This window comes from Anaeromyxobacter terrae (genome assembly GCF_022690685.1).
GTDB lineage: Bacteria > Myxococcota > Myxococcia > Myxococcales > Anaeromyxobacteraceae > Anaeromyxobacter > Anaeromyxobacter terrae.
This window is the reverse complement of sequence record NZ_JALCYY010000006.1, coordinates 61,135-86,113: the sequence shown is the minus strand read 5'-3', so window position 1 is coordinate 86,113 and position 24,979 is coordinate 61,135. Positions and strand designations below refer to the sequence as shown.

The 24,979-nt window shown below is 72.0% G+C and carries 16 protein-coding genes and 1 pseudogene; 10 read left to right on the top strand and 7 right to left on the bottom strand.

Annotated elements, in window-relative coordinates:
* Positions 1 to 60: 60 nt before the first annotated feature.
* Complete coding sequence (locus MNY62_RS04195; protein WP_242342845.1) at positions 61 to 2,826, bottom strand: FG-GAP-like repeat-containing protein; 2,766 nt, start codon at positions 2,824 to 2,826, stop codon at positions 61 to 63.
* A gap of 244 nt (positions 2,827 to 3,070) precedes the next feature.
* Positions 3,071 to 4,738, bottom strand: coding sequence for an L-lactate permease (locus MNY62_RS04190; protein ID WP_242342844.1), 1,668 nt, complete (start codon positions 4,736 to 4,738; stop codon positions 3,071 to 3,073).
* Between the two features lie 822 nt (positions 4,739 to 5,560).
* Between MNY62_RS04190 and MNY62_RS04185 the strand changes: the two are divergent.
* Positions 5,561 to 6,014, top strand: a pseudogene (locus MNY62_RS04185) (HNH endonuclease); the annotation flags it as partial.
* Positions 6,015 to 6,272: 258 nt separating this feature from the next.
* Here MNY62_RS04185 and btsR read toward each other — a convergent pair.
* Both btsR and MNY62_RS04175 read right to left on the bottom strand, forming a co-directional pair.
* Positions 6,273 to 6,977, bottom strand: coding sequence for a two-component system response regulator BtsR (gene btsR / locus MNY62_RS04180; RefSeq protein WP_242342843.1), 705 nt, complete (start codon positions 6,975 to 6,977; stop codon positions 6,273 to 6,275).
* Positions 6,977 to 8,659 carry a LytS/YhcK type 5TM receptor domain-containing protein gene (locus tag MNY62_RS04175; protein WP_242342842.1) on the bottom strand — a complete coding sequence of 561 codons (1,683 nt, stop codon included), beginning with the start codon at positions 8,657 to 8,659 and terminating at the stop codon, positions 6,977 to 6,979. The genes btsR and MNY62_RS04175 overlap by 1 nt, the downstream gene beginning before the upstream one ends.
* 220 nt (positions 8,660 to 8,879) lie before the next feature.
* On the opposite strand from MNY62_RS04175, the gene MNY62_RS04170 reads away from it, so the two are divergent.
* Complete coding sequence (locus tag MNY62_RS04170) at positions 8,880 to 10,187, top strand: PAS domain-containing sensor histidine kinase (protein ID WP_242342841.1); 1,308 nt, start codon at positions 8,880 to 8,882, stop codon at positions 10,185 to 10,187.
* A gap of 34 nt (positions 10,188 to 10,221) precedes the next feature.
* On the opposite strand, the gene MNY62_RS04165 is transcribed toward MNY62_RS04170, so the two are convergent.
* Positions 10,222 to 11,157, bottom strand: coding sequence for a SphA family protein (locus MNY62_RS04165; protein ID WP_242342840.1), 936 nt, complete (start codon positions 11,155 to 11,157; stop codon positions 10,222 to 10,224).
* 325 nt (positions 11,158 to 11,482) lie between these two features.
* Between MNY62_RS04165 and MNY62_RS04160 the strand changes: the two genes are divergently transcribed.
* The 4 genes from MNY62_RS04160 to MNY62_RS04145 are packed head-to-tail and all read left to right on the top strand — an operon-like array spanning position 11,483 to position 14,916.
* Positions 11,483 to 12,583: an ABC transporter permease gene (locus MNY62_RS04160; RefSeq protein ID WP_242342839.1), complete on the top strand. Its 1,101-nt coding sequence runs from the start codon at positions 11,483 to 11,485 to the stop codon at positions 12,581 to 12,583.
* Between the two features lie 2 nt (positions 12,584 to 12,585).
* Entirely contained in the window at positions 12,586 to 13,338 is a 753-nt protein-coding gene (locus MNY62_RS04155; protein WP_242342838.1) for an ABC transporter ATP-binding protein, read from the top strand.
* 10 nt (positions 13,339 to 13,348) lie between these two features.
* Positions 13,349 to 14,305, top strand: a complete 957-nt coding sequence (locus MNY62_RS04150; RefSeq protein ID WP_242342837.1) for an MlaD family protein — start codon at positions 13,349 to 13,351, stop codon at positions 14,303 to 14,305.
* Positions 14,302 to 14,916 carry a PqiC family protein gene (locus MNY62_RS04145; RefSeq protein WP_242342836.1) on the top strand — a complete coding sequence of 205 codons (615 nt, stop codon included), beginning with the start codon at positions 14,302 to 14,304 and terminating at the stop codon, positions 14,914 to 14,916. Before MNY62_RS04150 ends, MNY62_RS04145 begins: the two co-directional genes overlap by 4 nt.
* A 19-nt stretch (positions 14,917 to 14,935) precedes the next feature.
* Here MNY62_RS04145 and MNY62_RS04140 read toward each other — a convergent pair whose 3' ends face one another.
* Positions 14,936 to 15,679: a hypothetical protein gene (locus MNY62_RS04140; protein ID WP_242342835.1), complete on the bottom strand. Its 744-nt coding sequence runs from the start codon at positions 15,677 to 15,679 to the stop codon at positions 14,936 to 14,938.
* A 269-nt stretch (positions 15,680 to 15,948) separates the two neighbouring features.
* Here MNY62_RS04140 and MNY62_RS04135 point away from each other — a divergent pair, with 269 nt between their 5' ends.
* The 3 genes from MNY62_RS04135 to MNY62_RS04125 all read left to right on the top strand — a co-directional run bounded on the left by MNY62_RS04135 (position 15,949) and on the right by MNY62_RS04125 (position 22,826).
* The gene (locus tag MNY62_RS04135) at positions 15,949 to 17,652 is read left to right on the top strand and encodes an AMP-binding protein (RefSeq protein ID WP_242342834.1); all 1,704 of its coding nucleotides are present in this window, start codon (positions 15,949 to 15,951) and stop codon (positions 17,650 to 17,652) included.
* A 2-nt stretch (positions 17,653 to 17,654) separates the two neighbouring features.
* Positions 17,655 to 20,942 (top strand): fused isobutyryl-CoA mutase/GTPase IcmF, encoded by a 3,288-nt coding sequence (gene icmF, locus MNY62_RS04130; protein ID WP_408628816.1) that lies wholly within the window; start codon positions 17,655 to 17,657, stop codon positions 20,940 to 20,942.
* Positions 20,943 to 21,029: 87 nt separating this feature from the next.
* The gene (locus MNY62_RS04125; RefSeq protein WP_242342832.1) at positions 21,030 to 22,826 is read left to right on the top strand and encodes an acyl-CoA dehydrogenase; all 1,797 of its coding nucleotides are present in this window, start codon (positions 21,030 to 21,032) and stop codon (positions 22,824 to 22,826) included.
* 27 nt (positions 22,827 to 22,853) lie between these two features.
* Here MNY62_RS04125 and MNY62_RS04120 read toward each other — a convergent pair whose 3' ends face one another.
* Entirely contained in the window at positions 22,854 to 23,912 is a 1,059-nt protein-coding gene (locus MNY62_RS04120; protein ID WP_242342831.1) for an AraC family transcriptional regulator, read from the bottom strand.
* 154 nt (positions 23,913 to 24,066) lie between these two features.
* On the opposite strand from MNY62_RS04120, the gene MNY62_RS04115 reads away from it, so the two are divergent.
* Positions 24,067 to 24,870 carry an electron transfer flavoprotein subunit beta/FixA family protein gene (locus MNY62_RS04115; protein ID WP_279426212.1) on the top strand — a complete coding sequence of 268 codons (804 nt, stop codon included), beginning with the start codon at positions 24,067 to 24,069 and terminating at the stop codon, positions 24,868 to 24,870.
* The last annotated feature ends 109 nt before the right edge of the window (positions 24,871 to 24,979 follow it).

Genomic DNA, 24,979 nt, shown 5'->3' with positions numbered 1-24,979 from the left:
GTGGCGCCGCGCGATGGCCGGCGACCGGGTCATGGCCTGCCCGGGCGGCGGGGAGGAAGCCTAATCGCGGGCGCGAGGTTCGACCCGCATTTCGGCTTCCGTCACCGCCGCGTCCGCGACGAGCAGGTCGGCGGCGGTCGCGACGATGTGCTTTCCGCGCTGCGCAGCCACCTCGTTCGTGAATGCAGCGAGGATGTTGCGCGCGACGGTGGGGCGCCCCGCGTCCAGCGCGCTGCGCGCGCTCGCGAGCTTCGCGAGGAGACTCGTCGCGACGCCGTCCGAGTCGATGCGCCCGTCGGCGCGCAGGCGCACGACCGCCGCCTCGAGGCTCGCGAGCGTGGAGCGGACCTCGAACGCCACCTGACGCTCGGCGACGTTGCGCGCGGTGTCCTCGGCCATGACGCGGAGCACGTGCCTGCCGAGCGGCAGCGCGAGCAGATCGAGCACCTCGCGGTTCGCGACCGGGCGCCCGTCGAGCGTCGCCGAGACCGCGAACACCCCGCTCAGCGCGTCCGTCGCCTCGAAGCCCACCGTCACGAGCTCGGCGTGTCCGTACGCGCGCGCCGCCGGAGCGACGATCGCGATCTCGGGCTTCACGAAGTCCTCGATGCTGCGCGCCGCGGCGTACTCGCCGAGCGTCATGAAGACCGCGTCCTTCTCGGTCGCGAGCGCCTGCAGGTCGTCGAGTACGCGCTGGTAGCCCTCGAACGCGACCGGGTCGAGCCCGCCGGTGCTGGTGCCGTCGTCGTACGACGAGAGCTCGAAGAGGATCGAGCAGAGGCCGCCGCCATAGCGCGACTCGATGTCGTAGCGGCACCGCGCCGCGAGCGTGTTCAGGGCGAAGTCGCTCCACGGCTCGTAGCTCTTCGCATCCTTCGTCGGCTTGCAGACCGCCTCGTCCGCGCAGTCGACCCCGGCGTGCGCCTCGAGCGACGTCGTGCGGCACTCGATCCACGGCGAAGCCCCGTTGCCGCAAGCGGTCTGCGACCACGGGATGTGGACGAGGCCGCGCGCGTCCACGTACGCCAGCCACAGCGAGGACTTCTCCGCCGAGTAGCTCGACCCGATGTACCGGTAGCCGAGCGCCGCGATCGCGTCGAGCGCCGCGTCGTCGTACTGGTCCTCGGGAGGGATGAACCCGGCGAGCGCGTGCGTCGCGCCCGACCGATCGACGGCGGTCTCGAGCGCGTCCTTGCCGACGAACATGAGGTTCAGCGAGCGCGCGAAGTCCATGCCGCAGTCGAACTCCGCGCCGGTGAGCACGGGCGTGTACATGCACGCATGGTACGTCCCGTGCTGCACCGTCTCGAACCTCGGGTGGCGCGCCATCTCGGAGAGGAAGGGCGCGGAGGTCGAGCCCGCGAGCCGAGCGGCGTTCCAGGGGATGACCGCCAGCGAGAACGCGATCCCGCGCGACGTCGCCTCGCGCGCGAGCGCGAAGGCGATCTCGCTGCGGAAGCCGATCGAGAGCGCGTCGGCACGGAGCACGATCACGGGCCTCCGCCCCCACAGCGTCTCGTGGGCCTGGCGCCACTCGTACGAGCCGACGCCCGGCGCGCCAGGACGGTCGTCGTGGGGGTCGCAGGCGTCGCCGCGCCCGTCGCCGTCCACGTCGCCCTGAGCCGCGTCGGGTGTGAGCGGGCAGTGGTCGCTGGCGTCCGTGACCCCGTCCCCGTCGTCGTCGTCGTCGTCGCACGCGTCGCCGGCGCCGTCGCCGTCCGTGTCGATCTGAACCGGGTTGCTCCGGTCGAGCTTCATGTCGGCCGGGTTCGGCGTGGCGGGGCAGTTGTCGACCGGATCCGACAGCCCGTCGCCGTCGGTGTCGGGTGCGCTCCCGTGGAGCAGCGTGACCGGGTTCCCGATGAGCCCGCTGAAGAACCCGCGCAGGAGGTCGACGGTCCCGTCGCCGTCCCAGTCGACCGCGTCGATGGCGTTGTGGACGAGGCCGTGGGCGAGGGACGAGGTGCAGGACGGGAAGAGCGGCGCCCCCGGCGTGCCTGCGTCGCGGCACTCCCACAGCCAGAACGCCTGCACCCCCGGTGCCTGCTGCGCCCCGGCCACGAGGAGGTCCCTGCCGCCGTCGCCGTCGAGATCGGCCACCGCGGGCGCGAAGTAGGTCTCGGTGGCGAGCCCGCCCGTCACCCCGCGCTGCACGACGAAGATCGGCTCGGCGAGCGATGGCGCCTGGGCGGTCCCGACGTTCCGGTAGAGACGCACGCCCTTCTCGTTCGCGGGCCCGCCGGTACCGACGAGCAGGTCGAGATCGCCGTCGCCGTCCCAGTCGACGACCTCGGGCGAGAGATAGCCGAACGAGCTCCCGGTGGTGACGCCCACGACCGCGCCCGCTGCCGTCGTCAGACGACGGCAGTTCACGCCGTGGATCACGGGCGCACCCACGGCCCCCGTGTTCGGGCAGAACAGCACGCCGCCGGCCGCTGGCGAGCCGGAGCGCTGTCCCAGGAGCAGGTCGGGAAGACCGTCTCCATTCCAGTCGGCGACGGCGGGCCTGTAATGGTAGCTCGCTGGCAGCACGCTCGCCGCGCTGCCGCTCGCGAACGCGCTCGTCGCGGGGCCGAGGGCGCCGCTGGCGTCGCGCAGGTAGACCGCGACGCCGCCGAACAGCGAGGGCTGGTAGAGCCCGACGACGAGGTCCTGGACGCCGTCGCCGTTCCAGTCGGCAGCGACAGGCGCTGGCGCGTAGTTCACCGGAAGCGGAACCACGGTCTTGGCGAGGTCGTACGACCAGGCTCCGCGCGCGGCGACGGGTACAGCGGCGGCGGAGAGAGAGGCGAGCGCGGCGAGCGCGCGCGAGCGGATGCGCAGCATGGGTCCCCTTCTGGCGGTGACTCGTCCGAGCCGGCCCGTGCGTTTACGATGAGTCGCAAGGATCCGGCTCTGCGCAAATGGGGTGTAAACGCAAAATGGTGACCCACGGTGACGTCGCCGAACGTGAAGGTTCGCCCGCGAATCGGGAACACCCATGGACGAGGCCCCCCGGGCCGCCCGGGTCACGGCGATGTACGGCGCTGTCGGTCCACGGCCACTTCACGCCGCGGACCTGCGGGCGTGCCTAGCGCGGGACCATCCAGCCGAGCCAGTACGCCTGGGCGAACACGACGACGCCGACGAGGCACGCCAGCGCGAGCGAGTGCCAGAACACGTAGCGCAGGATGGCGCCCTCGTGCCCGTCCTGCTTCGTCGCGACCGACGCCACGACGATGCTCTGCGCGTCGATCATCTTGCCCATGACGCCGCCCGAGCTGTTGGACGCGGCCGCGAGGAGCGGGTTCATCCCGATCTGCTGGGCCGAGACGACCTGGAGGTTCCCGAACAGCACGTTCGACGACGTGTCGGAGCCGGTCAGCGCCACGCCGAGCCAGCCGAGGAGCGGCGAGAAGAACGGGAACAGGAAGCCCGTCGAGGCGAACGCGAGGCCCATCGTCGAGTCGGAGCCCGAGTAGCGCGTCGTGAACCCGAGGGCGAGCATCGCGGCGATCGTCAGGAGCGAGTAGCGGACCCGCTTCAGCGTGCCGAGGTAGGTCCTGGCGAGGGTGAGCGGCGAGAGCCTCAGCCACAGGCCCGCGACCAGGCCGGCGACGAGGAGGGCCGTGCCGGTGGCGGAGAGGAGGTTCAGGCTGTACCGCGCCGCCTCGGGGTGGACCTTGGCCGCGACCGGTGGCGCCTTGAGGACGAGGTTGTGGAGGAACGGCACGTCGAAGGTCGGGTTGAACAGCCCGTTCAGCCAGGTCTTCACGGCGGGCTGGCCCCACACGAACACGGAGACGGAGAGGACGATCCAGGGCATCCAGCCCATGAACGCCTCGCCGAACGTGTGGCGGCGGAACGCGGCGGCGGCGCCGACCGACCGCCGCTGCGGCGCGGCGGCCGCCTCGGGCGCGCGCTCCTCGGGGAACCGCCACTCCTCCTTCGGCTGCCACAGCTTGAGGAAGCCGTAGGTCACGAGGATGCAGGACGCCGCGGCGACGATGTCGACGAGGTTCGGCCCGATGAAGTTCGAGACGAGGAACTGAGGGATGGCGAAGGAGAGCCCCGCGACGAGGCACGCCGGCCACACCCCGAGCATCCCGCGGAACCCGGCCATGGCCCACACGAGCCAGAACGGGACCATCAGCGAGAACAGCGGGAGCTGGCGGCCCGCCATCGAGGAGAGCGCCAGCTCGTTGAGGCCCGTGACCTTCGCGAGCGTGATGATGGGCGTGCCGAGCGCGCCGTAGGCGACGGGCGCGGTGTTGCCGATGAGCGCCAGGCCGGCTGCGGCGAGGGGCTTGAAGCCCAGGCCGATGAGCATCGCGGCGCTGATCGCGACCGGCGTGCCGAACCCCGCCGCGCCCTCGATGAACGCGCCGAACGCGAACGCGATGAGGAGCACCTGGATGCGCCGGTCGCCGGCGAGGCCGCCGATCGTGTCCTTCACCACCTCGAACTTCCCGGTCTTCACCGTGATGTCGTAGATGAAGATGGCGTTCAGGATGATCCAGCCGATCGGCAGGAGCCCGAAGGCCGCGCCGTACGCGGCGGTCGCGCCCGCCATGCCGAGGGGCATCCCGTAGACGCCGACCGCGATGCCGAGGGCGAGCGCGAGCCCGAGCAGCGCCGCGACGTGCGCCTTCACGTGGAAGAACGCCAGCGCGGCGAGGAGGACGACCACCGGGATCGCCGCCACGAGCGCGGAGAGATGGAGGTTCCCGAGCGGCACGTAGTTCTGGGTCCACGTCATGCGTCGTCCCCTGTGGTTGGAGGTCTCCCCGGCGCGCGCGACACACGGCAGGGCGGGCTGCGTCGCTGCCAGGTCTCGCACGGCGCGCGCGAGGGCCGCGGCCGTTCCGGGCGACCGGTGGCGGGCAGGCGGGGAGCGGCGCGTGGGCGAGGGTGACCGGCGAGCTTCATGGCGCCACCCGCTCGCATGGAGCCTGCTGCGACGCACGCTGCCTGCCTGCGCCGGGCGGCCTCGTCGTTGCGCTCCTCGACGTGCCTTGGCGGGCTCGACTCATCACATCTCAGAGCCGACCGCCCGGAGGGCCGTACGCCGATGGACCGGCGTATGGATGCGCACATCGGACTCGGGCATCGACGAGGTGGGATCGCGCTGTCCGGGCACGGTTCCGAGCGGCCCAGCCGGAGTGGCGGGTGCAGGTGAGCGTCTCTTCACCGAGGCGTCTTGCCGTGGGCGCTCGCGCCCCCCACGCGCGGAGGCGAGCCCGGAAGCGGCGCATGAGCTTGCGTAGTTCACTGAACGTAACAACTATCGCCAGAGGTAGTGACGGACGTCTTACGCGCTTCATGGCGACGTGAACAATCGGTCCCAGTTGCGGTGCGTGAATGAACGCCCTTGACTGCTCCTCGCCGAAATTCCGCTCCTGGGTTCGAGGCGGCGCGCCAGGGCCACTCACGCGCGCGCAAATGGGCTGGGCGCGCGCGTTCGACCGCGGCAGGGGGTTGCCGAGGGGAGGCCGAAGAAAGCCGCGCTCGCACGAGCCTGGAGCGCCTCCGGAGCTCCCGAAAACGCGTGTTACGAAGGGTGCATCTGGAGGTGCACTCCATGTCCGCGCCCGTTCCCGCTTCCCTCGACTCGAGCGTCCTCGCCGTTCGCCTGCGCGAGCTCGCCGGAGAGGAACGAAACGTTCAGGTCGACTTCCTCCTCCACCTCGACGAGTTCGACCGACGGCGCGCCTTCGTCGAGGCGGGGCACGCCTCGCTCTGGGCCTATTGCCTGAAGGTCCTCCACCTCCGGGAGGGGGCCACCGGCCGCCGCATCCAGGCCATGCGCGTGCTGCGCCGGTTCCCGAGCCTCGAGGCGCCGCTGCGCGACGGGCGCGTCTGCCTGTCCACCGTGGCGCTCCTCGGCCAGGTTCTCACTGACGAGAACGCGGACGATCTCGTCGCGCGCGCCGCGTACCGGACCCGCGCCGAGGTCGAGCACCTCGTCGTCTCCATCCAGGCCCGCACCGCGCCGCGCGCGGGGATCCGCAAGCTCCCGGAGCGCGCGCCCGCCCAGGCGAGCGCGGCGCTGCCGACCGTACGACTCCGAAGGGCGCGTTCCCGGGCCGCGCGTGCTCACCCCCGTCGATGCCCCAACCGCCGCGCGCGCTGAGCCGCTCGTCGAATGGCGACCGCGTGCACGGTCGACAGCCTCAGGATGTGGTGAATGATGAGGCCTTGCAGGCACGCCTGCGGTGCTCACTCCTCGGAGCGCCCGGCTCGGCGACGGCATCGCGCGTCTCGCGACGGCTCCACGCAAGCGACGGCCGCCATCAGAGGTCGAGGCGCGCCTTGACGGCGGGCAGGTGCCGGCGGCTCACCGGTACGTCCTTCCCGGACCGGGTCCGGATCACCGCGAGCCCCTCGTCGATGCTGATCTGATCGACCTGGTCGACGTTGACGAGGAACTGCTTGTGGCAGCGGACGAGCCCGGCGCGCTCCTCGAGCACCTTCAGCGTGAGCTCGGTGAAGAGCTCCGCCTTCGCGGTGACGACGTACACGCCGGCCTCGCTCGACCGCACGAACTCGACGTCCGGGAGGTCGACGAGCTTGATCGCGCGCGCGGCGAGGCAGGGGATGCGCCGGATCTCGGCGCGCGGGTAGCCCTGCCGGGCCTCCACGCCGGGGAGCCTTCGCAGCCGCTCGACGGTCTTCGCGAGGCGCTCCCGCCCGACGGGCTTCAGGAGGTAGTCGAGGGCGCGCTCCTCGAACGCGCGCAGCGCGAACGCGTCGTGGGCAGTGACGAAGACGACGGCAGGCAGCTCGTCGTCGTCGAGCATCGAGAGGAGCTCGAACCCGGAGATCGCCGGCATCTGGATGTCGAGGAACACCACGTCCGGACGCTGCTTGCGGATCGCCTGGATCGCCTCGACGGCGTTGCCGCACAGGCCCGCGATCGTGAAGGCGCCCGTCTCGAGGAGGAGCGACTCGAGCTCCTCGCGCGCGTGCAGCTCGTCGTCGACGATCAGGGCGCGCATCACGCCGCGACTCCCTTCCCGGGGAGGCGCACCGTCACGCGCGTCAGCTCGTGCGGCACGCACGTGACCGACAGGCCGAACGCCTCTCCGAAGCGGTTCTTCACGCGCTTGTCGACGATCTGCATGCCGAGCCCCGCGCGTTCCCGCGGTTCGGTCCACGCGCCGGCGTTGTCCTCGACCTCGACGAGCGCCTCGCCATCCTTCCGGTAGGCGCGGATGGTGGCGCGGCCCTCCCCGAGCACCTCCGAGAGCCCGTGCTTGAAGGCGTTCTCGACGAGCGGCTGGAGCGTGAACGCGGGCATCTCGAGCGAGAGGAGCTCCGGATCGACGTCCGTCTCGACGGCGATGCGGCCCTCGAACCGCGCCTTCTCGATCTCCAGGTACGCGCCGACGTGCTCGAGCTCCTCGCGGAGCGTCGACACGTCGCTGGAGCGCTTCAGGTTCTTCCGGAAGAAGTTCGAGAGGTGGACGAGCAGGTCCCGCGCGCGGTCGGCGTCGCGGCGCAGGATGGCGATGATGGTGTTGAGCGCGTTGAACAGGAAGTGCGGGTTCACCTGCGCCTGGGCGAGCTTCAGCTCCGACATGACGAGCAGGCTCTTCTGCTCCTGGTAGCGCGCGATGAGGAGCTGGCTCGAGAGCACGGCGCCGAGCCCCTCGCCGAGCGACTTGTTCATGTTGAGGAAGCGGCGCCCGCGCGGCTCGAAGAGCTGGACCGTCCCGACGACGGCGCCGTCCACCTGCAGCGGCGCGATCACCATCGAGTTGAGCGGGCAGCTCGGCGACACCGTGCAGTCGTAGGCCTGCCGGACGCCGTCGGCGAAGACGACGGCGTTCTCCGCGATGGACTGGCGGGTGTACGGCGAGGCGATCGGGTTCCCTGGCAGGTGATGGTCGGAGCCCATCCCGGACCAGCCGACGACGCGCTCGGTGTCCGTGACCCCCACCGCGCCGACGCCGGTCTCCTCCCGGATGATCGCGGCGAGCTCGCCGGCGGCCTCCCGCCCGAGCCCCCGCGCGAGGAGGCGCAGCGTCCGGTCCGCGACCTTGAGGGCGCGCGCCGAGGACGTCGCCGCGACCCGGTCCTGCTCGCGCTGCCGCTCGAGGAGCACGGCCATGAAGAGCGCGGCGCCGATCGGGTTCGCGATCACCATCGGCGGGCCGATCGCCTTCACGATCGCGATCACCTGCTCGGGCGGCGCCGACGTGAGGTACCGCACGATGAACATGTGGAGGAGCTCGCCGACGAACGTCGTCGCGAACGCGACCCGCGGGGTCATGAGCTGCTCGGGCCGGCGCTTCAACGCGAGGTGCACGAGGCCGCCGAGCAGCCCTTCCAGCGTGGTGGAGACGGCGCCCGGGAACGCGGCCGCGCCGCTGAGCGCCGTCACGCGGTGCAGGCCCGCGGTCGCCCCGACGAGCATCCCGAGCGCGGGGCCGCCGAGCAGGCCGGCGAGCGTCGAGCCGACCGCCCGCGCGTTCACGATGGCCTGCCCGTCCACGACAGGCACGCCGAGGTAGTTCCCGAGGATCGCGATGCCGCTGAAGACGAGGTACAGGCGGATCTTGCCCCGGGGGCGGGGCCAGTCGGGCTTGAGTGGACGGAACGCGGGCGACCGGCAGTACAGGTAGAAGATGACGAGGAAGACCGAGAGCGCCTCGGTGAGCTGCAGCGCGAGTTTCATGCCGGTCTCCCGTCGGGCGGCCGTCGTCCTCCAGCCGTGAACCGCGCGCGGCGAGCGGGCATTATGGCGCCTCCGCGCTCCCGCGCGAAGACCCCCGCCGCCTCGGCCGCGCGCGAGGCCGCCCGGTGACGTCCAGTCGCCCAGGCGCCCGCCGTCCACCCGCCCTCGGATGTCGGTCCGGCGCGCGCCGCCAGCCCACCTGTGCTACGACGATGCGTGGATGCGCTTCTCCACGGCGGCGCTGCTATCCCAACGTCCCCGCGAGCGGGCCGGCTGGATCGCGCTCGTCGCCGCCGCCGCACTCGTCGGCTTCTGGATCGTCGACGCCGCGATCGACGCCGTCGTCCTCGAGCGCCGCGGCTGGAGCGCGGCGCTCGTCCATCCGACGCCGTCGGAGGCGTGGATGAGGGTCCTCGTGGCCACGCTGATCGCGGCCGTGTTCGCGCTGAGGCAGGAGAGGGCTCGGCTGCACCTGCTCTCCTCGGCGGTCGCCGAGGCCCCCGACGGCGTCCAGATCTCGGACCTCGGGGGCCACGTGGCCTACTCGAACCGCGCCGTGCAGGAGATCTACGGGTTCTCGCCAGACGAGCTCCGGGGGAAGCACGTGAACTCGATGAACGTCGATCCAGACTTCGCGAGCCGCGTCATCCTCCCGGCGATCCAGCAGACGGGTCGCTGGACCGGCGAGCTCGAGGTGAAGCACAAGGACGGGCGGACCTTCCCGATCTGGCTGACGACCGCGCTCGTGTTCGGCGTCGCGGGGAAGCCGACCGCGGCCGTGGGGATCATCCGCGACATCACCGAGCGAAGGCGCACGGAGCAGAAGCTGCGGAGCTATGCGACGCAGCTCGAGGAGGCGACCCGGCTCAAGGACCTGTTCGCCGACATCCTCCGGCACGATCTGCTCGGTCCCGCCGCCACGCTCCGGATGACCGTCGACGTGCTGGCGAAGCGAGAGTCGAGCCCGACCACGACGCGGCTGCTCGGCCAGATGAGGAGGAGCTGCGCGAGGCTGACGGACCTGATCGAGAACGCCGCGAAGTACGCGAAGATCTCGACGCTGGAACAGCTCGAGCTCGAGACGCTCGATCTTCGACGGGTGCTGCAGGACGTGGTGGCGGACTTCCAGGTGCCGATCCAGGATGACGCGGCGCGCATCGCGCTGGGGTCGCTCCGCGACCTGCCCGTCCGCGCGAACCCCCTCGTCAGCGAGGTCTTCGCCAACCTCGTCTCGAACGCGATCAAGTACGGGCGCGACGGCGGCACCGTCACGGTCGACGTCGAGGACGCCGGCGAGCACTGGGTCGTCGCCGTGGCCGACCACGGCGAAGGCATACGGGACGAGGACAAGCAGCGGATCTTCACGCGGTTCGAGCGGCTGGAGCGGGAAGGAGTGAAGGGGACGGGGCTCGGCCTCGCGATCGCGAAGCACATCGTGGAGCTGCATCGCGGCAAGATCTGGGTCGAGGACAACGCTGGCGGCGGGAGCGTGTTCCGCGTCGCCCTGCCGAAGGCGCGACCGCTGTGACCTCCCTGACACGGCCGCGCCAGGGATCGAGGGGTCACGGCGTGCGGTCCGCCGGTCTCTCGCCCCCGAGCGCGACGAACGTCAAGCCCAGCACCAGGAGCTGGCCTTGCGGGCGGGAGCGTGCGCCGAGCTCGCGCTCGTAGCGGATCGTCAGCTTGGAGCGGAGCGGCGCGACGAGGACGCCGACCTCGGGCCCCAGGCCGAAGATTCGGTCCCGTGCGCCCCGCAGCACCGGCGGCAGGTCCGCCCCGCGGTCGTCTCGGACCTGCCACAGCGCGTAACCCGCGACACCGAGCTGCAGGAACCGGAGCAGCGTCTTCCCTGCGCCGCCCTGGAGCTGGACCGTGTCGCCGCGGGTGAGGTCGATGCCCTGCTTGCGCTGGTTGTGGTCGTAGCTCGCGACGGCGGAGACGTTCCAGGTCCGCGCCGGGTCGAGGTAGGCCGTCCCGCCGGCCGAGAGCTGGTGCGTCCAGTGGCCACGACCGACGCCGTCCCGGCCGCCGGGCTCGAAGCGGCCGGTCGGTGCGTAGAAGCCGTACCCGATCCCGAGGTCGGACCGGGGCCAGCGCCAGCCCAGCTTCAGGGGTTGCACGTACACGTCCCCCAGGCCGAGCCGGTCGGTGCTCGCCTCCGGTCGGTCCGTCGTGACGGTCACGTGGGCGATGGGGATGGCGATCGCGGCGGTGAGGTACGTCGAGAGCGGTCGCACCTCGACGACGCCGATCACCCCGATCCCGTTCCCGAAAGCATCCAGGTCCATGCCGATGGGAATCCGGTCGCCATGCCGGTCCCTCGCTTCGTCCGCGTCGTAGAGCAGGGCACGCTCGACGACGTAGAGGCCCGGCTCCGGCTGTGACCCGGCGTCGAGCCCGACCGCGCCGAGCGTCTTGTGCCCGACGTTGAGCTGGGCCTCGGCAAGCGGCGGGAGCAGCGCGAGCAAAGCCACGACCTGCAGGCGCAACGCGCTCATGGTGGTCGGATGTTCGCCGATCCAGGGCGGCTGGAACGCCGTCTGGTGCGGCCTACCCGGCGAGGACCGTCCACGCAGGCTGCGCTCCGCGCACGGGGTCCGGCGTACCGGGAGCCGGGGGCGTGGCCCGCGGCTTCGCGCGAGCGCACCCCCGTCGGCTCGACCGGATGCGGCCGTCTGCGGCAGAGGTGCGCACCACAGCGCGGGGCATCGCGTGGGGCCGGTCTTTCGGAGTCGCCCGCGTGGTGCGAACGCCTCGGCCACGACCGGCTACGATGCAGGCGGGGTGCATCCGGTGACGACGTTGTCTGGTGCAACGGTCGACGTGCGCCGCACCGACGACGCGACGCTGTTCATCCGACTCGGTGGAACCTGGCGGCTCGCGGATGGGCTGCCGCGCGTGAAGGACGTCGAGCGCGAGCTGGACCGCCCCCGCCCACCGAGGGTCACGATCGATGGGGCCGGCCTCGCCGCATGGGACAGCGCCCTCGTGGTGTTCGTCGGTGCCGTCCTCGACGGCTGTCGCTCCCGCGGAATTCCAGTGGACGCGCGCGGCCTCCCGGCCGAGGTCGGCCGGCTCCTCGAGCTCGCGCAGGAGACCGCCGTCCCCGAGGAACGGACGGCGCCGAGCCCGAGCGGCATCGAGCGCGTGGGCGTGCGGGCCCTGAAGCGGCACGTGAAGCTGCTGGGCGCAGTCGCGTTCATCGGCGACACCGCGCTCGCGCTCGGAAGGTTCGGGAGAGGCCGTGGACGCTATCGCCCCCAGGACCTGTGGCTCCTCGTTCAGCAGTCCGGCGCCGAGGCGCTCCCGATCGTCGTGCTCGTGAACTTCCTCGTGGGGATCATCCTCGCCTTCGTCGGGATCACGCAGCTCCGGTTCTTCGGTGCGGAGACCTACGTCGCGGACATCGTCGGGATCGCCGTCGTCCGCGACATGGCCGCCCTCATCACCGGCGTCACGCTGTCGGGGCGGAGCGGCGGGGCGTTCGCAGCGCAGATCGCCACGATGAAGGTGACCCAGGAGATCGACGCGCTGCGGACGTTCGGCTTCTCGCCGGTGGAGTTCCTGGTCGTTCCCCGCGTCCTCGCCCTCACGGCGATGACGCCTTTCCTGACGCTCTTCGCGGACGCGACCGGCATCCTGGGGGGCGCCGTGGTCGGCACGACGATGCTGCACCAGCCCTTCAGCGGCTACGTGCGGCAGACGGCGCTCGCCGTCACGGCGGGGGACCTCGTCGGCGGACTCGTGAAGGGCGCGACCTACGGGCTCCTCATCGCGCTCACGGCCACGCACCGGGGCATGCAGGCGGAGCGCAGCGCAGCGCGGGTGGGCGACGCGGCGACCCAGGCGGTCGTGACGGGCATCGTCGCGATCATCGCCGCGTGTGGCGTCTACCAGTACGTGTTCTTCCTGTTCGGGTGGTGAACGTGGCGGACGACGTCATCAGCGTGCGCGGGCTCACGATGGGGTTCGGCGAGCGCGTGGTCATCCGCGATCTCGACTTCACGGTCCGTCGCGGCGAGATCTTCGTCGTGATGGGCGCGAGCGGCTGCGGGAAGACCACGCTGCTCCGCCACCTCCTCGGCCTCCAGGAGCCCGCCGCCGGCGAGGTCCGCTACGGCGACGAGAGCTTCACGAGCGCTCCCCCGGACGAGCGGGAGCGCATCCTCCGGCGCGTCGGCGTCCTGTTCCAGGGGAGCGCCCTCTGGACGTCCATGACGCTCGCCGAGAACGTCGCGCTGCCCCTCGAGCAGTTCACCTCGCTGGGCGCGTCGAGCGTTCGCGCCGTCGTGCGGCTCAAGCTCTCGCTCGTCGGCCTGCGCGGCTTCGAGGAGTACTACCCGTGGGAGCTGTCGGGGGGGATGCAGAAGCGCGCCGGGCTCGCCCGCGCGATCTCGCTCGACCCGGAGATCCTCCTCATCGACGAGCCCTCGGCGAGCCTCGACCCGCCGACCGCGCGGCGGCTCGACGGGCTCATCCTGCAGCTGCGCGGCGCGCTCGGCACGACCGCCGTCGTCGTCACCCATGACGTCGCGACGATCCTCGGGATCGGGACGCGGGCGCTGTTCCTCGACGGAGAGGCCCAGCGGGCGATCGCGGAGGGTCCGCCGTCGGAGCTGCGCGAGCGCGGGCCGGCGCCGGTCCGGGCGTTCTTCGCAGGGAGCGTCGCCGGTCCGTGAAGGAGGTCTCATGCCACGGAGGTGGGATCCGAAGTTGGTCGGCGCGTTCGTGATCGCGGCCGTCGCGCTCGGCGTCGTCGCGGCGGTGTACCTCGGGGCCGGTCGTGTCCTCCAGCACCGGGTCCAGTTCGTGGTGGTCTTCTCCGAGGACCTCGCGGGCCTGGAGCTGGACGCACCGGTGAAGTTCCGCGGGGTCCCCGTGGGACGCGTCACGAGCATCCACCTCTCGATGGGTTCCGCGACGGAGCCCCTGCGCGAGCTGCGCATGCCGGTCGTGATCGAGCTCAACCAGACGCGGATCCGGGAGATCGGCGGGGAGATCGACCTCTCGGACCAGCGCGCCATGCGCACGCTGATCGACCACGGCCTCCGCGCGCGGCTCGCGCTCGAGAGCTACCTCTCGAACCGCCGCTACGTCACCCTCGACATCCTGCCCGAGGCGCCGCCCGCGAAGCCGTCACCGCTCCGGCTCCCGTACCCGGAGATCCCGGTCTACTCCGAGCCCGGGCTGGCCGCGCTCCAGGCGGACGCCTCGAAGCTCCTCACGAAGCTCCAGGCCCTGGATCTCGACGGGCTCGTCGCCGACCTTCGCCGCGCCGCGCGCTCGTTCGAGCGCACCGCCGGAGGCGTCGACGCCGCCGTCGCGGGGGTGCCGAGCACGCTCCGAGCCGCGGACGCCGCGATCGCGTCCGTGGGGCGGGCGGCGCGCTCGATCGAGGCCGGCGTGCCGCCGCTCACCGCCGACACGCGCGCCGCGGTCGTCCAGCTCCGCACGACCCTCGAGAGCGCGGAGTCCGCCGTCCGGCACGTGGACGAGCTCGTCGATCCCGCCTCGCCGCTCGCGTGGCAGCTCACGAGGACGCTCGCCGAGCTCCAGAGCACCAGCCGGACGCTGCGCAACCTCGCGGAGAGGCTCGACCGCGATCCGAGCGCGCTCGTCCGAGGCCGCGCGGAGGACCGGCGATGAGAAGGGCGATCGCGCTCGCCCTCGCGGCGCCGCTCGCGCTGGTCGCCGGATGCCTGACGCTCGGGCCGCGATCCGAGCCGGCCCGCTGGTACGTCCTCGAGGCCGAGGCGAGCGCACCGGGCTCGACCCGCCCGCCGATGCCCGTGCTCGGCGTCGGCCCGGTGCGGCTGCCCGCATACCTCGACCGGCCGGAGATCGTGACGCGTGCCGGACCCGCGCGCGTCGAGGTGGCGAGCGCCGATCGGTGGGCCGCTCCGCTCGACGTCCTCTTCACGGGCGTGCTCGCCGAGGATCTCCGAGCGGCCGTCCCTGCGCGCGAGGTGCTCGGGTGGCCCTGGCCGGTGAGCGCCTCGCCGGAGTGGTCGGTCTCCGTCGAGGTGCTGCGGTTCGAAGGCGAGCCGGACGGGAGCGCCGTCCTCGAGGCGCGATGGGCCGTGCGCAGGGGTGGCGCCCTCGCGAAGCAGGGGGTCACGACCGCGCGCGAGCGCGGCGCCGCGCCGGGGGTCGCTGCCACGGTGGCGGCGCTGAGCAGGGCGATCGGGGCGCTGGCCCGAGACATCGCCGCGGCCGTGGGCGCGAGCCGGGGGGACGCGCCGCGCGGCACGCCGTGAGGAAGGACCGCGTCCTGCTTCAGCGCCTCCGGAGGTCGACGTCGAGGGCCCGCTCAGGATGAGGCGACGACGGGACGGTCCTATCGCCGCCTCGGGATGGCGCGCCGCTCCCGATCCGCAGCGTCCCATACCTCCTCGAGTCCGCGAACCGCGGCACGTGCTCGGGCCGGCGCTTCCACCAGTTCATGACGAGCGCGAGGCGCAGCGGCATCGGCGCGGGCAGCCGGCGGCACGGGATGTCGTCGTTCGCGTCGAGCACGCCGTGGGTCGCGTCGCCGGCGAAGACCGCGAGGCGGTTCGGCCGGGGCCTCACGAGGTCGGCATCGAGCGCATCCGGCGCGCACGCCGGGTTCGCGTCGTTCGGCGGGGCGTCCACGACGGCGAGGAGCCCGCCGCGGCAGCGGTTCAGGAACAGGACGGAGGAGATCGCCGGGTGCGCGATCCGCCCGGTCCGGCGGAACAGGGCCTCGTCGCGGTCCCGGTGGAAGTCCACCTGGACGTCGCTCGTGCGCATGCGGGAGAGCCACCACTCGACGCCGGCGACCGCGCGCACGCGGAGGCGCTCGCGCAGCGAGAGGATCGCCTCCTCCGGCAGCGCGGCCGGCGCGCGGAGGTCGAACCAGAAGGTCGTCTGGTAGGTGCGGTCCAGGTTCTCGGTCCCGAGCGCACGCACCGAGCGCGCGAGGCGCGAGAAGAGCGGCGAGGGGAGCGCCCCGTCCTCGATGCGGACGAGCGAACGCCGTCGAGCGCGCCGGGTCGTCATTCCGTGCGGATCATGTGGCCACTACCGGCGAGCCGCATCGCAGGTCGCCATGAGGCCCGGGGGCCCGGGGGCCCGGTGGCCCGGCCCATGGACGTACGAGCGGACGGCGGCGGGCTGCGCTTTCGTCATGCCCCGCCGACAGGGGAGCGGCACCACGTGGGGTGTGGCAAAAACAGCCAGCCGCCCCGGCCGGCTCGGGCATCGCCGCCCGGCGTCGCCGCCGCGTACAGTCGCAGACGCGTCCACACCCGACCGACCGAGGTGCGTCCATGATGAGCCCGTCACGGCCCTTCCTCGAAGCGCGAGACTTCCTCCTCGCCCACCGGACCGACTACGAGCAGGCCTACCGGAACTTCCGGTGGCCGAGGCTCGAGCGGTTCAACTGGGCCCTCGACTACTTCGACGAGATGGCGAGAGGGAACGACCGCCCCGCGCTCTGGATCGTCGACGAGGGCGGCCACGAGGTGAAGCTCTCCTTCGCCGAGCTCTCCCTGCGCTCGGCCCAGGTCGCGAACTTCCTCCGCGCGAAGGGCGTCCGCCGGGGTGACGCGGTCCTCATGATGCTCGGGAACGTGGTCCCGCTCTGGGAGGTCATGCTCGCCTGCATGAAGCTCGGCGCGGTGATCATCCCGGCCACGACCCTCCTCACCACCGACGACCTGAAGGACCGGTTCGAGCGCGGCAAGGTGCGGCACGTGATCGTCGGAGAGGCGGACGCCGGCAAGTTCGACGCGCTCCCCGGCGACTACACGCGCATCGTCGTCGGGCGCGAGCGCTCGGGCTGGACGACCTACGACAGCGCCCGCGCCGTGGCGGCGGAGTTCACGCCGGACGGGCCCACGGCCGCCGGCGATCCGCTGCTCCTCTACTTCACCTCCGGCACGACGGCGAAGCCGAAGCTCGTGCTCCACACGCACACGAGCTATCCAGTCGGTCACCTCTCGACCATGTACTGGATCGGCCTGATGCCGGGCGACGTGCACTACAACGTCAGCTCGCCGGGGTGGGCGAAGCACGCCTGGAGCAACCTCTTCGCGCCGTGGAACGCAGGCGCGACGGTGTTCATCTACAACTACGCGCGCTTCAACGCGAAGGCGATGCTCGACGTCGTCGGGCGCTGCGGCGTCACCTCCCTGTGCGCCCCGCCGACCGTGTGGCGGATGCTGATCCAGGAGGACCTCGAGAGGTACCCGGTGAAGCTCCGCGAGCTCGTCGGCGCGGGCGAGCCGCTCAACCCCGAGGTTATCGAGCAGGTCAAGAAGGCGTGGGGCATCGTCATCCGCGACGGCTACGGCCAGACCGAGACCACCTGCCAGATCGGCAACTCGCCCGGGCAGAAGGTGAAGCCCGGGTCGATGGGGCGGCCGTTGCCGGGCTACCGGGTCGCGCTGCTCGGCGACGCGGAGCAGCCCGCGCGCGAGGGCGAGATCTGCCTCTCGCTCGAGGAGCGCCCCGTCGGGCTCATGAGCGGCTACAGTGACGACCCCGCCAAGACGGCACACCTGCTGCGCAACGGCCACTACCACTGCGGCGACGTCGCCTCCGTGGACGACGAGGGCTACTACACGTACGTCGGCCGGATGGACGACGTGTTCAAGTCGTCCGACTACCGCATCAGCCCGTTCGAGCTCGAGAGCGCGCTGATCGAGCACGACGCCATCGCGGAGGCGGCGGTCGTCCCGAGCCCCGATCCGCGCCGCCTCAGCGTCCCGAAGGCGTTCGTCGTGCTGCGCGACGGCTACGAGCCCAGCCGGGAGCTGGCGCTCTCGATCTTCCAGCACATCCGGGCCGTGCTCGCCCCCTACAAGCGCGTCCGCCGGATCGAGATCGCGGAGCTCCCGAAGACCATCTCCGGGAAGATCCGCCGCACCGAGCTGAGCCGGCTCGAGAAGCAGCGCCACGAGTCTCCCGCGGCGCGCGGCGAGCGGGAGTTCTTCGAGGAAGACTTCCCCGAGCTGAAGGCGAACCCGTGAGCATCGCGTCCGGCGAGGTCGCGCCCGTCGCCGAGGAGCGGCCGAGGCACAAGGTCCGGATCGTCAGCGCCGCCGCGCTGTTCGACGGCCACGACGCCGCGATCAACATCGTGCGGCGGATCCTCATGGACGAGGGAGCCGAGGTCATCCACCTCGGCCACAACCGCTCGGTCGACGAGATCGTCACGGCGGCCCTGCACGAGGACGCGCAGGGGATCGCCATCAGCTCGTACCAGGGCGGCCACCTCGAGTTCTTCAAGTACGTGGTCGACTCGCTCCGGCAGCGCGGCGGCGAGGACATCCAGGTGTTCGGGGGCGGCGGTGGCGTCATCGTGCCCGCGGAGATCCGGGAGCTGCACGCCTACGGCGTCGGGCGGATCTACAGCCCCGAGGACGGCCAGCGCATGGGGCTGGCCGGGATGATCGGCGAGATCGTGAAGCAGTGCGACGTCGCTCCGTCGCCGCTCGCCCCGCGGACGCTCGAGGCGATCACGGGCCACGGCGACGCCGCGTGGCGAGCCCTCGCGCGGCTCATCACGGCCCTCGAGAACGGCGACGCGGACCCGAAGCTCGTCATGGCGCTCCACGCGCAGTCGCGCAGCCGGCGCGTCCCGACCGTCGGCGTCACCGGCACGGGCGGCGCCGGCAAGTCGAGCCTCACCGACGAGCTCATCCGGCGGCTGCGCCTCGACCAGGACGACGCGCTCCGGATCGCCGTCATCAGCATCGACCCGTCGCGGCGGAAGAGCGGCGGCGCGCTCCTCGGCGATCGCATCCGCATGAACGCCATCGGCCCGTGGGCGCGAGGCCCGCGCGTCTACTTCCGGAGCCTCGCCACGCGGGACACCGGCGCCGAGGTGAGCCGGGCGCTGCCGGACGTCGTCGCCGCCGCGAAGGTCGCCGGGTTCGATCTCGTCATCGTCGAGACCCCCGGCATCGGCCAGGGCGACGCCGCGATCGCGCCGCTCGTCGACGTGCCGCTGTACGTCATGACCCCGGAGTTCGGCGCGGCGAGCCAGCTCGAGAAGATCGACATGCTCGACTTCGCCGAGCTCGTCGCCATCAACAAGTTCGACCGCCGGGGCGCGGCCGACGCGCTGCGCGACGTCTCGAAGCAGGTGCAGCGGAACCGCGGAGCGTTCGACCGGCCGCTCGACGCGATGCCGGTGTTCGGGACCATCGCGAGCCGCTTCAACGACGACGGCGTCACCGCGCTGTACCACGCGCTGCGCCCGCGCCTGCGCGAGCTGGGCCTCCCGGTCCGCGAGGGCCGGCTCCCGGCGGTCACGACGCGCCACAGCACCCACCAGACCCCGCTCGTGCCGGCCGGGCGCGTGCGCTACCTCGCCGAGATCGCGGACGGCGTCCGCGGCCACAAGCGCCGCGCCCGCGAGCAGGCGGCGCTCGCGCGGGAGGTGCAGCAGCTCCGCGCGGCGCAGCGCATGGTGCTCGCGGCCGACCCGGCGCGGCCGGCGCCCGCCGAGGCGCTCGAGCCGCTCGCGCAGGCGCGCGAGGCCCGCCTCGAGCCCGCCGCGAAGGCGCTGCTCGCGAGCTGGCCCGAGCTCGTGGACGCCTACGCGGGCGACGAATACGTCATGAAGATCCGCGACCGCGAGGTGCGGACGCGGCTCGTGCACACCTCCCTCTCCGGCACCAGGATCCGGAAGGTGGTCCTGCCCCGGTTCGAGGACGACGGCGAGCGGCTCGCGTGGCTCATGCTGGAGAACGTGCCCGGCGCGTTCCCGTACACGGCGGGCACCTTCCCGTTCAAGCGCGAGAACGAGGACCCGACCCGCATGTTCGCGGGGGAGGGCGACGCGTTCCGGACCAACCGGCGCTTCAAGCTCGTCTCCGAGGGCATGCCGGCGAAGCGGCTCTCCACGGCCTTCGACTCGGTGACCTTGTACGGCTGCGACCCGGACGCGCGCCCCGACATCTACGGCAAGATCGGGAACTCCGGCGTCTCGATCGCGACGCTCGACGACATGAAGGTGCTGTACTCGGGGTTCGACCTCTGCGACCCCGCGACGTCGGTCTCGATGACGATCAACGGCCCGGCGCCCGCGATCCTGGCGATGTTCATGAACACCGCCGTCGACCAGCAGGTCGAGAAGTTCGTGGTCGAGCGCGGGCGGGAGCCGACCGAGGCCGAGGCGGCGGAGCTCCGCGCCTGCGCGCTCTCGAGCGTGCGCGGGACGGTGCAGGCCGACATCCTCAAGGAGGATCAGGGCCAGAACACCTGCATCTTCTCGACGGAGTTCAGCCTGAAGGTGATGGGCGACATCGCCGAGTACTTCGTCCGCCACCAGGTGCGCAACTTCTACTCGGTCAGCATCAGCGGGTACCACATCGCCGAGGCGGGGGCGAACCCGATCAGCCAGCTCGCGTTCACGCTCGCGAACGGGTTCACGTTCGTCGAGGCCTACCTCGCGCGCGGCATGCGCATCGACGAGTTCGCGCCGAACCTGAGCTTCTTCTTCAGCAACGGCATGGACCCGGAGTACACGGTGCTCGGCCGCGTGGCGCGCCGCATCTGGGCGGTGGCGATGCGCGATCGGTACGGCGCGAACGAGCGCAGCCAGAAGCTGAAGTACCACATCCAGACCTCGGGCCGGTCGCTGCACGCGCAGGAGATCGCGTTCAACGACATCCGCACGACGCTCCAGGCCCTCGTCGCGATCTACGACAACTGCAACTCCCTCCACACGAACGCCTACGACGAGGCGATCACCACGCCCACGGAGGAGAGCGTCCGCCGCGCGATGGCGATCCAGCTCATCATCAACCGTGAGTGGGGACTCGCGAAGAACGAGAACCCGAACCAGGGCGCGTTCGTGATCGACGAGCTGACGGAGCTCGTCGAGGAGGCGGTGCTCGCCGAGTTCGAGCGGCTCGCGGATCGCGGCGGCGTGCTCGGCGCGATGGAGACCGGCTACCAGCGCAGCCGGATCCAGGAAGAGAGCATGCACTACGAGATGCTCAAGCACACCGGCGAGTACCCGATCGTCGGCGTGAACACCTTCCGCAACCCGCACGGCGACCCGGTCCCCGACCACATCGAGCTGGCGCGCTCGACGGAGGAGGAGAAGCGCTCCCAGCTCGACCGGCTGCGAGACTTCCACGCGCGCCACGCGGACGAGGCGCCGCTCGCGCTGCGCCGGCTGAGGCAGGCCGTCCTCGAGGGCCGCAACGTCTTCGAGGTGCTCATGGACGCGGTCCGGGTGTGCTCGCTCGGCCAGATCACGACCGCGCTCTTCGAGGTGGGCGGACAGTACCGGCGCAACATGTGACGAAGCACGGCTCCTGTTATGGCGATTGAAGGCTGACCGACCGTTTCCCCATCGAACGCTCGCTCTACCGGCTGCTCGAGGTACCTCATGAAGGAATACAGCGCACCCCTCCGCGACATGCAGTTCGTCCTGCGCGAGCTCGCCCCGCTCGAGGAGGTGGCCCGCCTCCCGGGCTGCGGCGACGTGAACCTCGAGCTGGCGGAGGCGATCCTCACGGAGGCCGGGAAGTTCGCCGCCGGAGTCCTCTCGCCCCTCAACGCCGTGGGCGACCGCGAAGGTGCGCGCGTCGAGGGCGGCGAGGTCGTCACCGCGACCGGCTGGCGCGACGCGTACGGCAAGTTCGTGGACGGGGGCTGGAACGCCCTCTCGTGCAGCCCCGAGTACGGCGGCCAGGGGGTCCCGCGGCTCGTGTCGGCGCTCGTCGAGGAGATGTGGAACGCGGCGAACGTCTCGTTCGCGCTCTGCCCCATGCTCACCCGGGGCGCCATCGAGGCGCTCGAGCTGAAGGGCTCGGAGGAGCTGAAGCGTAGATACCTGCCGAAGCTCACCTCGGGCGAGTGGGCCGGTACGATGGTGCTCACCGAGCCGCAGGCGGGCTCGGATCTCTCGGCGGTGCGCACGCGCGCGGTGCGGCAGCCGGACGGCAGCTACCGCCTCGAGGGGCAGAAGATCTTCATCACCTACGGCGAGCACGACCTCACCGAGAACATCATCCACCTCGTCCTCGCCCGGACGCCCGACGCCCCCGAGGGCGTCAAGGGGATCTCGCTGTTCGTCGTGCCGAAGTTCCTCGTGAACGACGACGGCGGCCTCGGCGCGCGGAACGACGTCCGCTGCGTGTCGCTCGAGCACAAGCTCGGCATTCACGCGAGCCCGACGGCAGTCCTCGCCTTCGGCGACCAGGGGGGCGCGGTCGGGTGGCTCGTCGGCGAGGAGAACCGCGGCCTCGAGTACATGTTCATCACCATGAACGCGGCCCGGTTCTCGGTCGGCCTCGAGGGGGTCGGCCTCGCGGAGCGCGCCTACCAGGTCGCGCTCGCCTACGCGCGCGAGCGGCTCCAGGGGACGGAGCTCGGCACGCGGAGCAAGGAGAAGGTGGCGATCCTCCGCCACCCGGACGTCCGCCGGATGCTCCTGCTCATGAAGTCGCGGACCGAGGCGATGCGCGCCATCGCGTGCGTCACCGCGGCGGCGATGGATACGGCGCGCTGCCACCCCGAGGCGGAGCAGCGCGCGCGCAGCCAGGCGTTCGTCGAGCTCATGATCCCGATCGTGAAGGCGTGGAGCACCGATCACGCGATCGACATCGCGTCGCTCGGGATCCAGGTCCACGGCGGCATGGGCTTCATCGAGGAGACCGGCGCGGCGCAGTTCTTCCGCGACGCCCGGATCACCTCGATCTACGAGGGCACCAACGGCATCCAGGCCATCGATCTCATCGGCCGGAAGGTGGCCCGAGACGGGGGAGAGACGATCCGCCGGGTGATGGACGAGATGCGCGAGGTGGTGGCGCAGCTCGATCAGGAGAGGAGCGAGGCGCTCTCCGCCATCGCGGCGCGGCTCAGGGACGGCGTCACGGCCCTCGAGCAGGCGGTGCAGTTCGTCGTCGCCACCTTCGGCCCGGACGTGCGCCGCGCCGCGGTCGGCGCCGTGCCGTTCCTCGAGCTCTTCGGCACCGTCGCCGGCGGGTGGCAGATGGCCCGCGCCGCGCTCGCCGCGCACCGGCACCTCGGGGCGGGGCGGGGCGAGGCCGGCTTCCTCCGCGCCAAGGTGTCGACCGCGCGCTTCTACGCCGATCACGTGCTCGTGCGCGCGGCCGGGCTCGCGCGGACCGTCGTCTCCGACGCCGACGCGCTGCTCGCCCTCGAGGACGACCAGTTCTGACGGCCGCGCGGCGGGGTGCCGGGCGGATCAGCCGCGCGCCGAGGCGGACAGGGGCGCGGCGTCGTCCGGCCGGCGCGGCGCGAGCTCCGCCTGCCGCCTGCGGTACTCACCGGGCTGCACGCCGCTCCAGCGCTTGAACGCGCGGTGGAACGCGCTCGTCTCCTGGAAGCCGAGCGTGGCGGCGATCTCGGCGACGCTCAGGCGGGAGCCGCACAGGTGATGGACGGCCGCGTCGCGCCGCAGCTCGTCCTTGATCCCCTGGTAGCTCGTCCCCTCCGCGTCGAGCCGCCGGCGGAGCGTCGTCGGTGCGACGTGGAACTCGCGCGCGACGTCCTCGAGCCGCGGCCACTCGATCTGGCCGATGCTCCTGCGCAGCCGCCGACGAAGCCGCGCCGTCCAGCTGTCCTCGTTCGTGTACTTGAGGAACACGGACTGCGGCGCCGTGCGCAGGAACGTCTTCAGGCTGGTCGCGTTCTGCCGGATGGGCAGCGCGAGGAGCTGCGCGTCGAAGCGGATCCCCGTGCGCTCCGCGTCGAACCGCAGCGCCTGCGAGTACATGACCGTGTACTCCTGCGCGTAGGGGGGCCGCGGGTGCGCGAACTCCGCCATCGTGAGCGGGATCCGCCGGCCCGCCAGCCAGCACATCAGCCCGTGGACCATGATGAGGAACGTCTCGTCCGCGAAGCGCCGGGCGTGCGCGGCCTCGATGCCGTTCGTCACGGCGACGACCGCGTCCCGCCCCTCCACGCGCAGCTCCGCGCGGACGTCGTCCAGGAACACCCCGAACCCCCTCAGCATCCGCCGCAGCGCCCGGTCGAGCGTCCCGGCGTGCAGGACGGCGTGGCACAGCAGGGCGAAGCTGCCGCACTTCATCCGCCGGCGGTCGAGCCCGAAGAACTCGTCGTCGAGCTCGCGGTTCACGGCGAGCCACAGGGCAGAGAAGGACTCCGCCGGCACCCGCGCGTGGGCCGTGGCGAGGAGGTCCGCGGGGATGCCGGCGGACGCCAGCACCCGCGCGCGCGCGTCGCCGGAGAGTCCGGCGACGGCGGCGCCGACGAAATGCATCGAGACGGTGTGCTTTTGCATCGCTCTCGGGCCGCTTCGGGGTGGCCCTCGATGGTACAGCGCCCCCACGCCGACTGGCAAAAAGCGCCAGCCACCGGGCCCTCGCCAGGCATCGCGCCCGCGCCGCGCCGGTGCGTACAGTCGCGGTGGTCGGTCGCTCGCGAGGGAGGATGGCATGCCGCTGAAGCTGCTGGTCACCGCGAAGCGGGTCGAGGACCCGGAGTCGAGGATCCAGGTCAAGCCGGACGGCACGGGGATCGTGACGGACGGCGTGAACTACAAGATGAACCCCTTCGACGAGATCGCCGTCGAGGAGGCGCTGCGGCTCAGGGAGCGGCACGGGGGCGAGGTGGTCGTCGTCTCCATCGGCGGGGAGCGGTCGGTGACCGAGATCCGCGCCGCGCTCGCGATGGGGGCCGACCGCGGCGTCCTCGTCCGGCACGAGGGCCCCCTCGACCCGGCCGTCGTCTCCGCCATCCTCGCGAGGGTGTTCGAGCAGGAGAAGCCCGACCTCGTGATCCTCGGGAAGCAGTCGATCGACGACGACCAGAACCAGGCCGGCCAGTACCTCGCGGAGCGGCTCGGGGTCGGGCAGGCGACGTTCGCCTCGAAGAGCGAGAGCCTCGAGAGCGAGGCGGAGCAGAAGCGGCTGCCGGGGCTCGCCGTGTCCGCCGACGGCACGCGCGTCACCGTCGTGCGCGAGGTCGACGGGGGCGTCGAGACGCTCGAGGTCCGGCTCCCGACGGTCGTCACGACCGACCTCAGGCTCAACAAGCCGCGGTTCGCGTCGCTCCCCGGGATCATGAAGGCGAAGAAGAAGGAGGTCCGGGAGATCCCGGCCGCGTCGCTCGGGGTGGACCTCACGCCGAAGGTGATCGTGAGGAAGCTCGTGGCGCCGCCCGCGCGCAAGGGCGGCGTGAAGGTCGCGGACGTGGACGAGCTCGTCCGGAAGCTGCGCGACGAGGCGAAGGCGGTCTGAACGGCCATCATGATTAGCGAACAGGCGAGCGAAGCGAGCCCGCCGGGGCGGCCCCCCCCACCCCCCCCCGCCCCCCCCCGGGGGGCCGGGGGCCCCCCGCCGCGGGGGG

Excerpts from the sequence above, each read along its gene's own strand:
- MNY62_RS04195 (WP_242342845.1), bottom strand. The coding sequence starts at position 2,826 with ATGCTGCGCATCCGCTCGCGCGCGCTCGCCGCGCTCGCCTCTCTCTCC.
- MNY62_RS04190 (WP_242342844.1), bottom strand. The coding sequence starts at position 4,738 with ATGACGTGGACCCAGAACTACGTGCCGCTCGGGAACCTCCATCTCTCC.
- btsR (WP_242342843.1), bottom strand. The coding sequence starts at position 6,977 with ATGCGCGCCCTGATCGTCGACGACGAGCTGCACGCGCGCGAGGAGCTC.
- MNY62_RS04175 (WP_242342842.1), bottom strand. The coding sequence starts at position 8,659 with ATGAAACTCGCGCTGCAGCTCACCGAGGCGCTCTCGGTCTTCCTCGTC.
- MNY62_RS04170 (WP_242342841.1), top strand. The coding sequence starts at position 8,880 with ATGCGCTTCTCCACGGCGGCGCTGCTATCCCAACGTCCCCGCGAGCGG.
- MNY62_RS04165 (WP_242342840.1), bottom strand. The coding sequence starts at position 11,157 with ATGAGCGCGTTGCGCCTGCAGGTCGTGGCTTTGCTCGCGCTGCTCCCG.
- MNY62_RS04150 (WP_242342837.1), top strand. The coding sequence starts at position 13,349 with ATGCCACGGAGGTGGGATCCGAAGTTGGTCGGCGCGTTCGTGATCGCG.
- MNY62_RS04145 (WP_242342836.1), top strand. The coding sequence starts at position 14,302 with ATGAGAAGGGCGATCGCGCTCGCCCTCGCGGCGCCGCTCGCGCTGGTC.
- MNY62_RS04140 (WP_242342835.1), bottom strand. The coding sequence starts at position 15,679 with ATGACGACCCGGCGCGCTCGACGGCGTTCGCTCGTCCGCATCGAGGAC.
- MNY62_RS04135 (WP_242342834.1), top strand. The coding sequence starts at position 15,949 with ATGATGAGCCCGTCACGGCCCTTCCTCGAAGCGCGAGACTTCCTCCTC.
- MNY62_RS04125 (WP_242342832.1), top strand. The coding sequence starts at position 21,030 with ATGAAGGAATACAGCGCACCCCTCCGCGACATGCAGTTCGTCCTGCGC.
- MNY62_RS04120 (WP_242342831.1), bottom strand. The coding sequence starts at position 23,912 with ATGCAAAAGCACACCGTCTCGATGCATTTCGTCGGCGCCGCCGTCGCC.
- MNY62_RS04115 (WP_279426212.1), top strand. The coding sequence starts at position 24,067 with ATGCCGCTGAAGCTGCTGGTCACCGCGAAGCGGGTCGAGGACCCGGAG.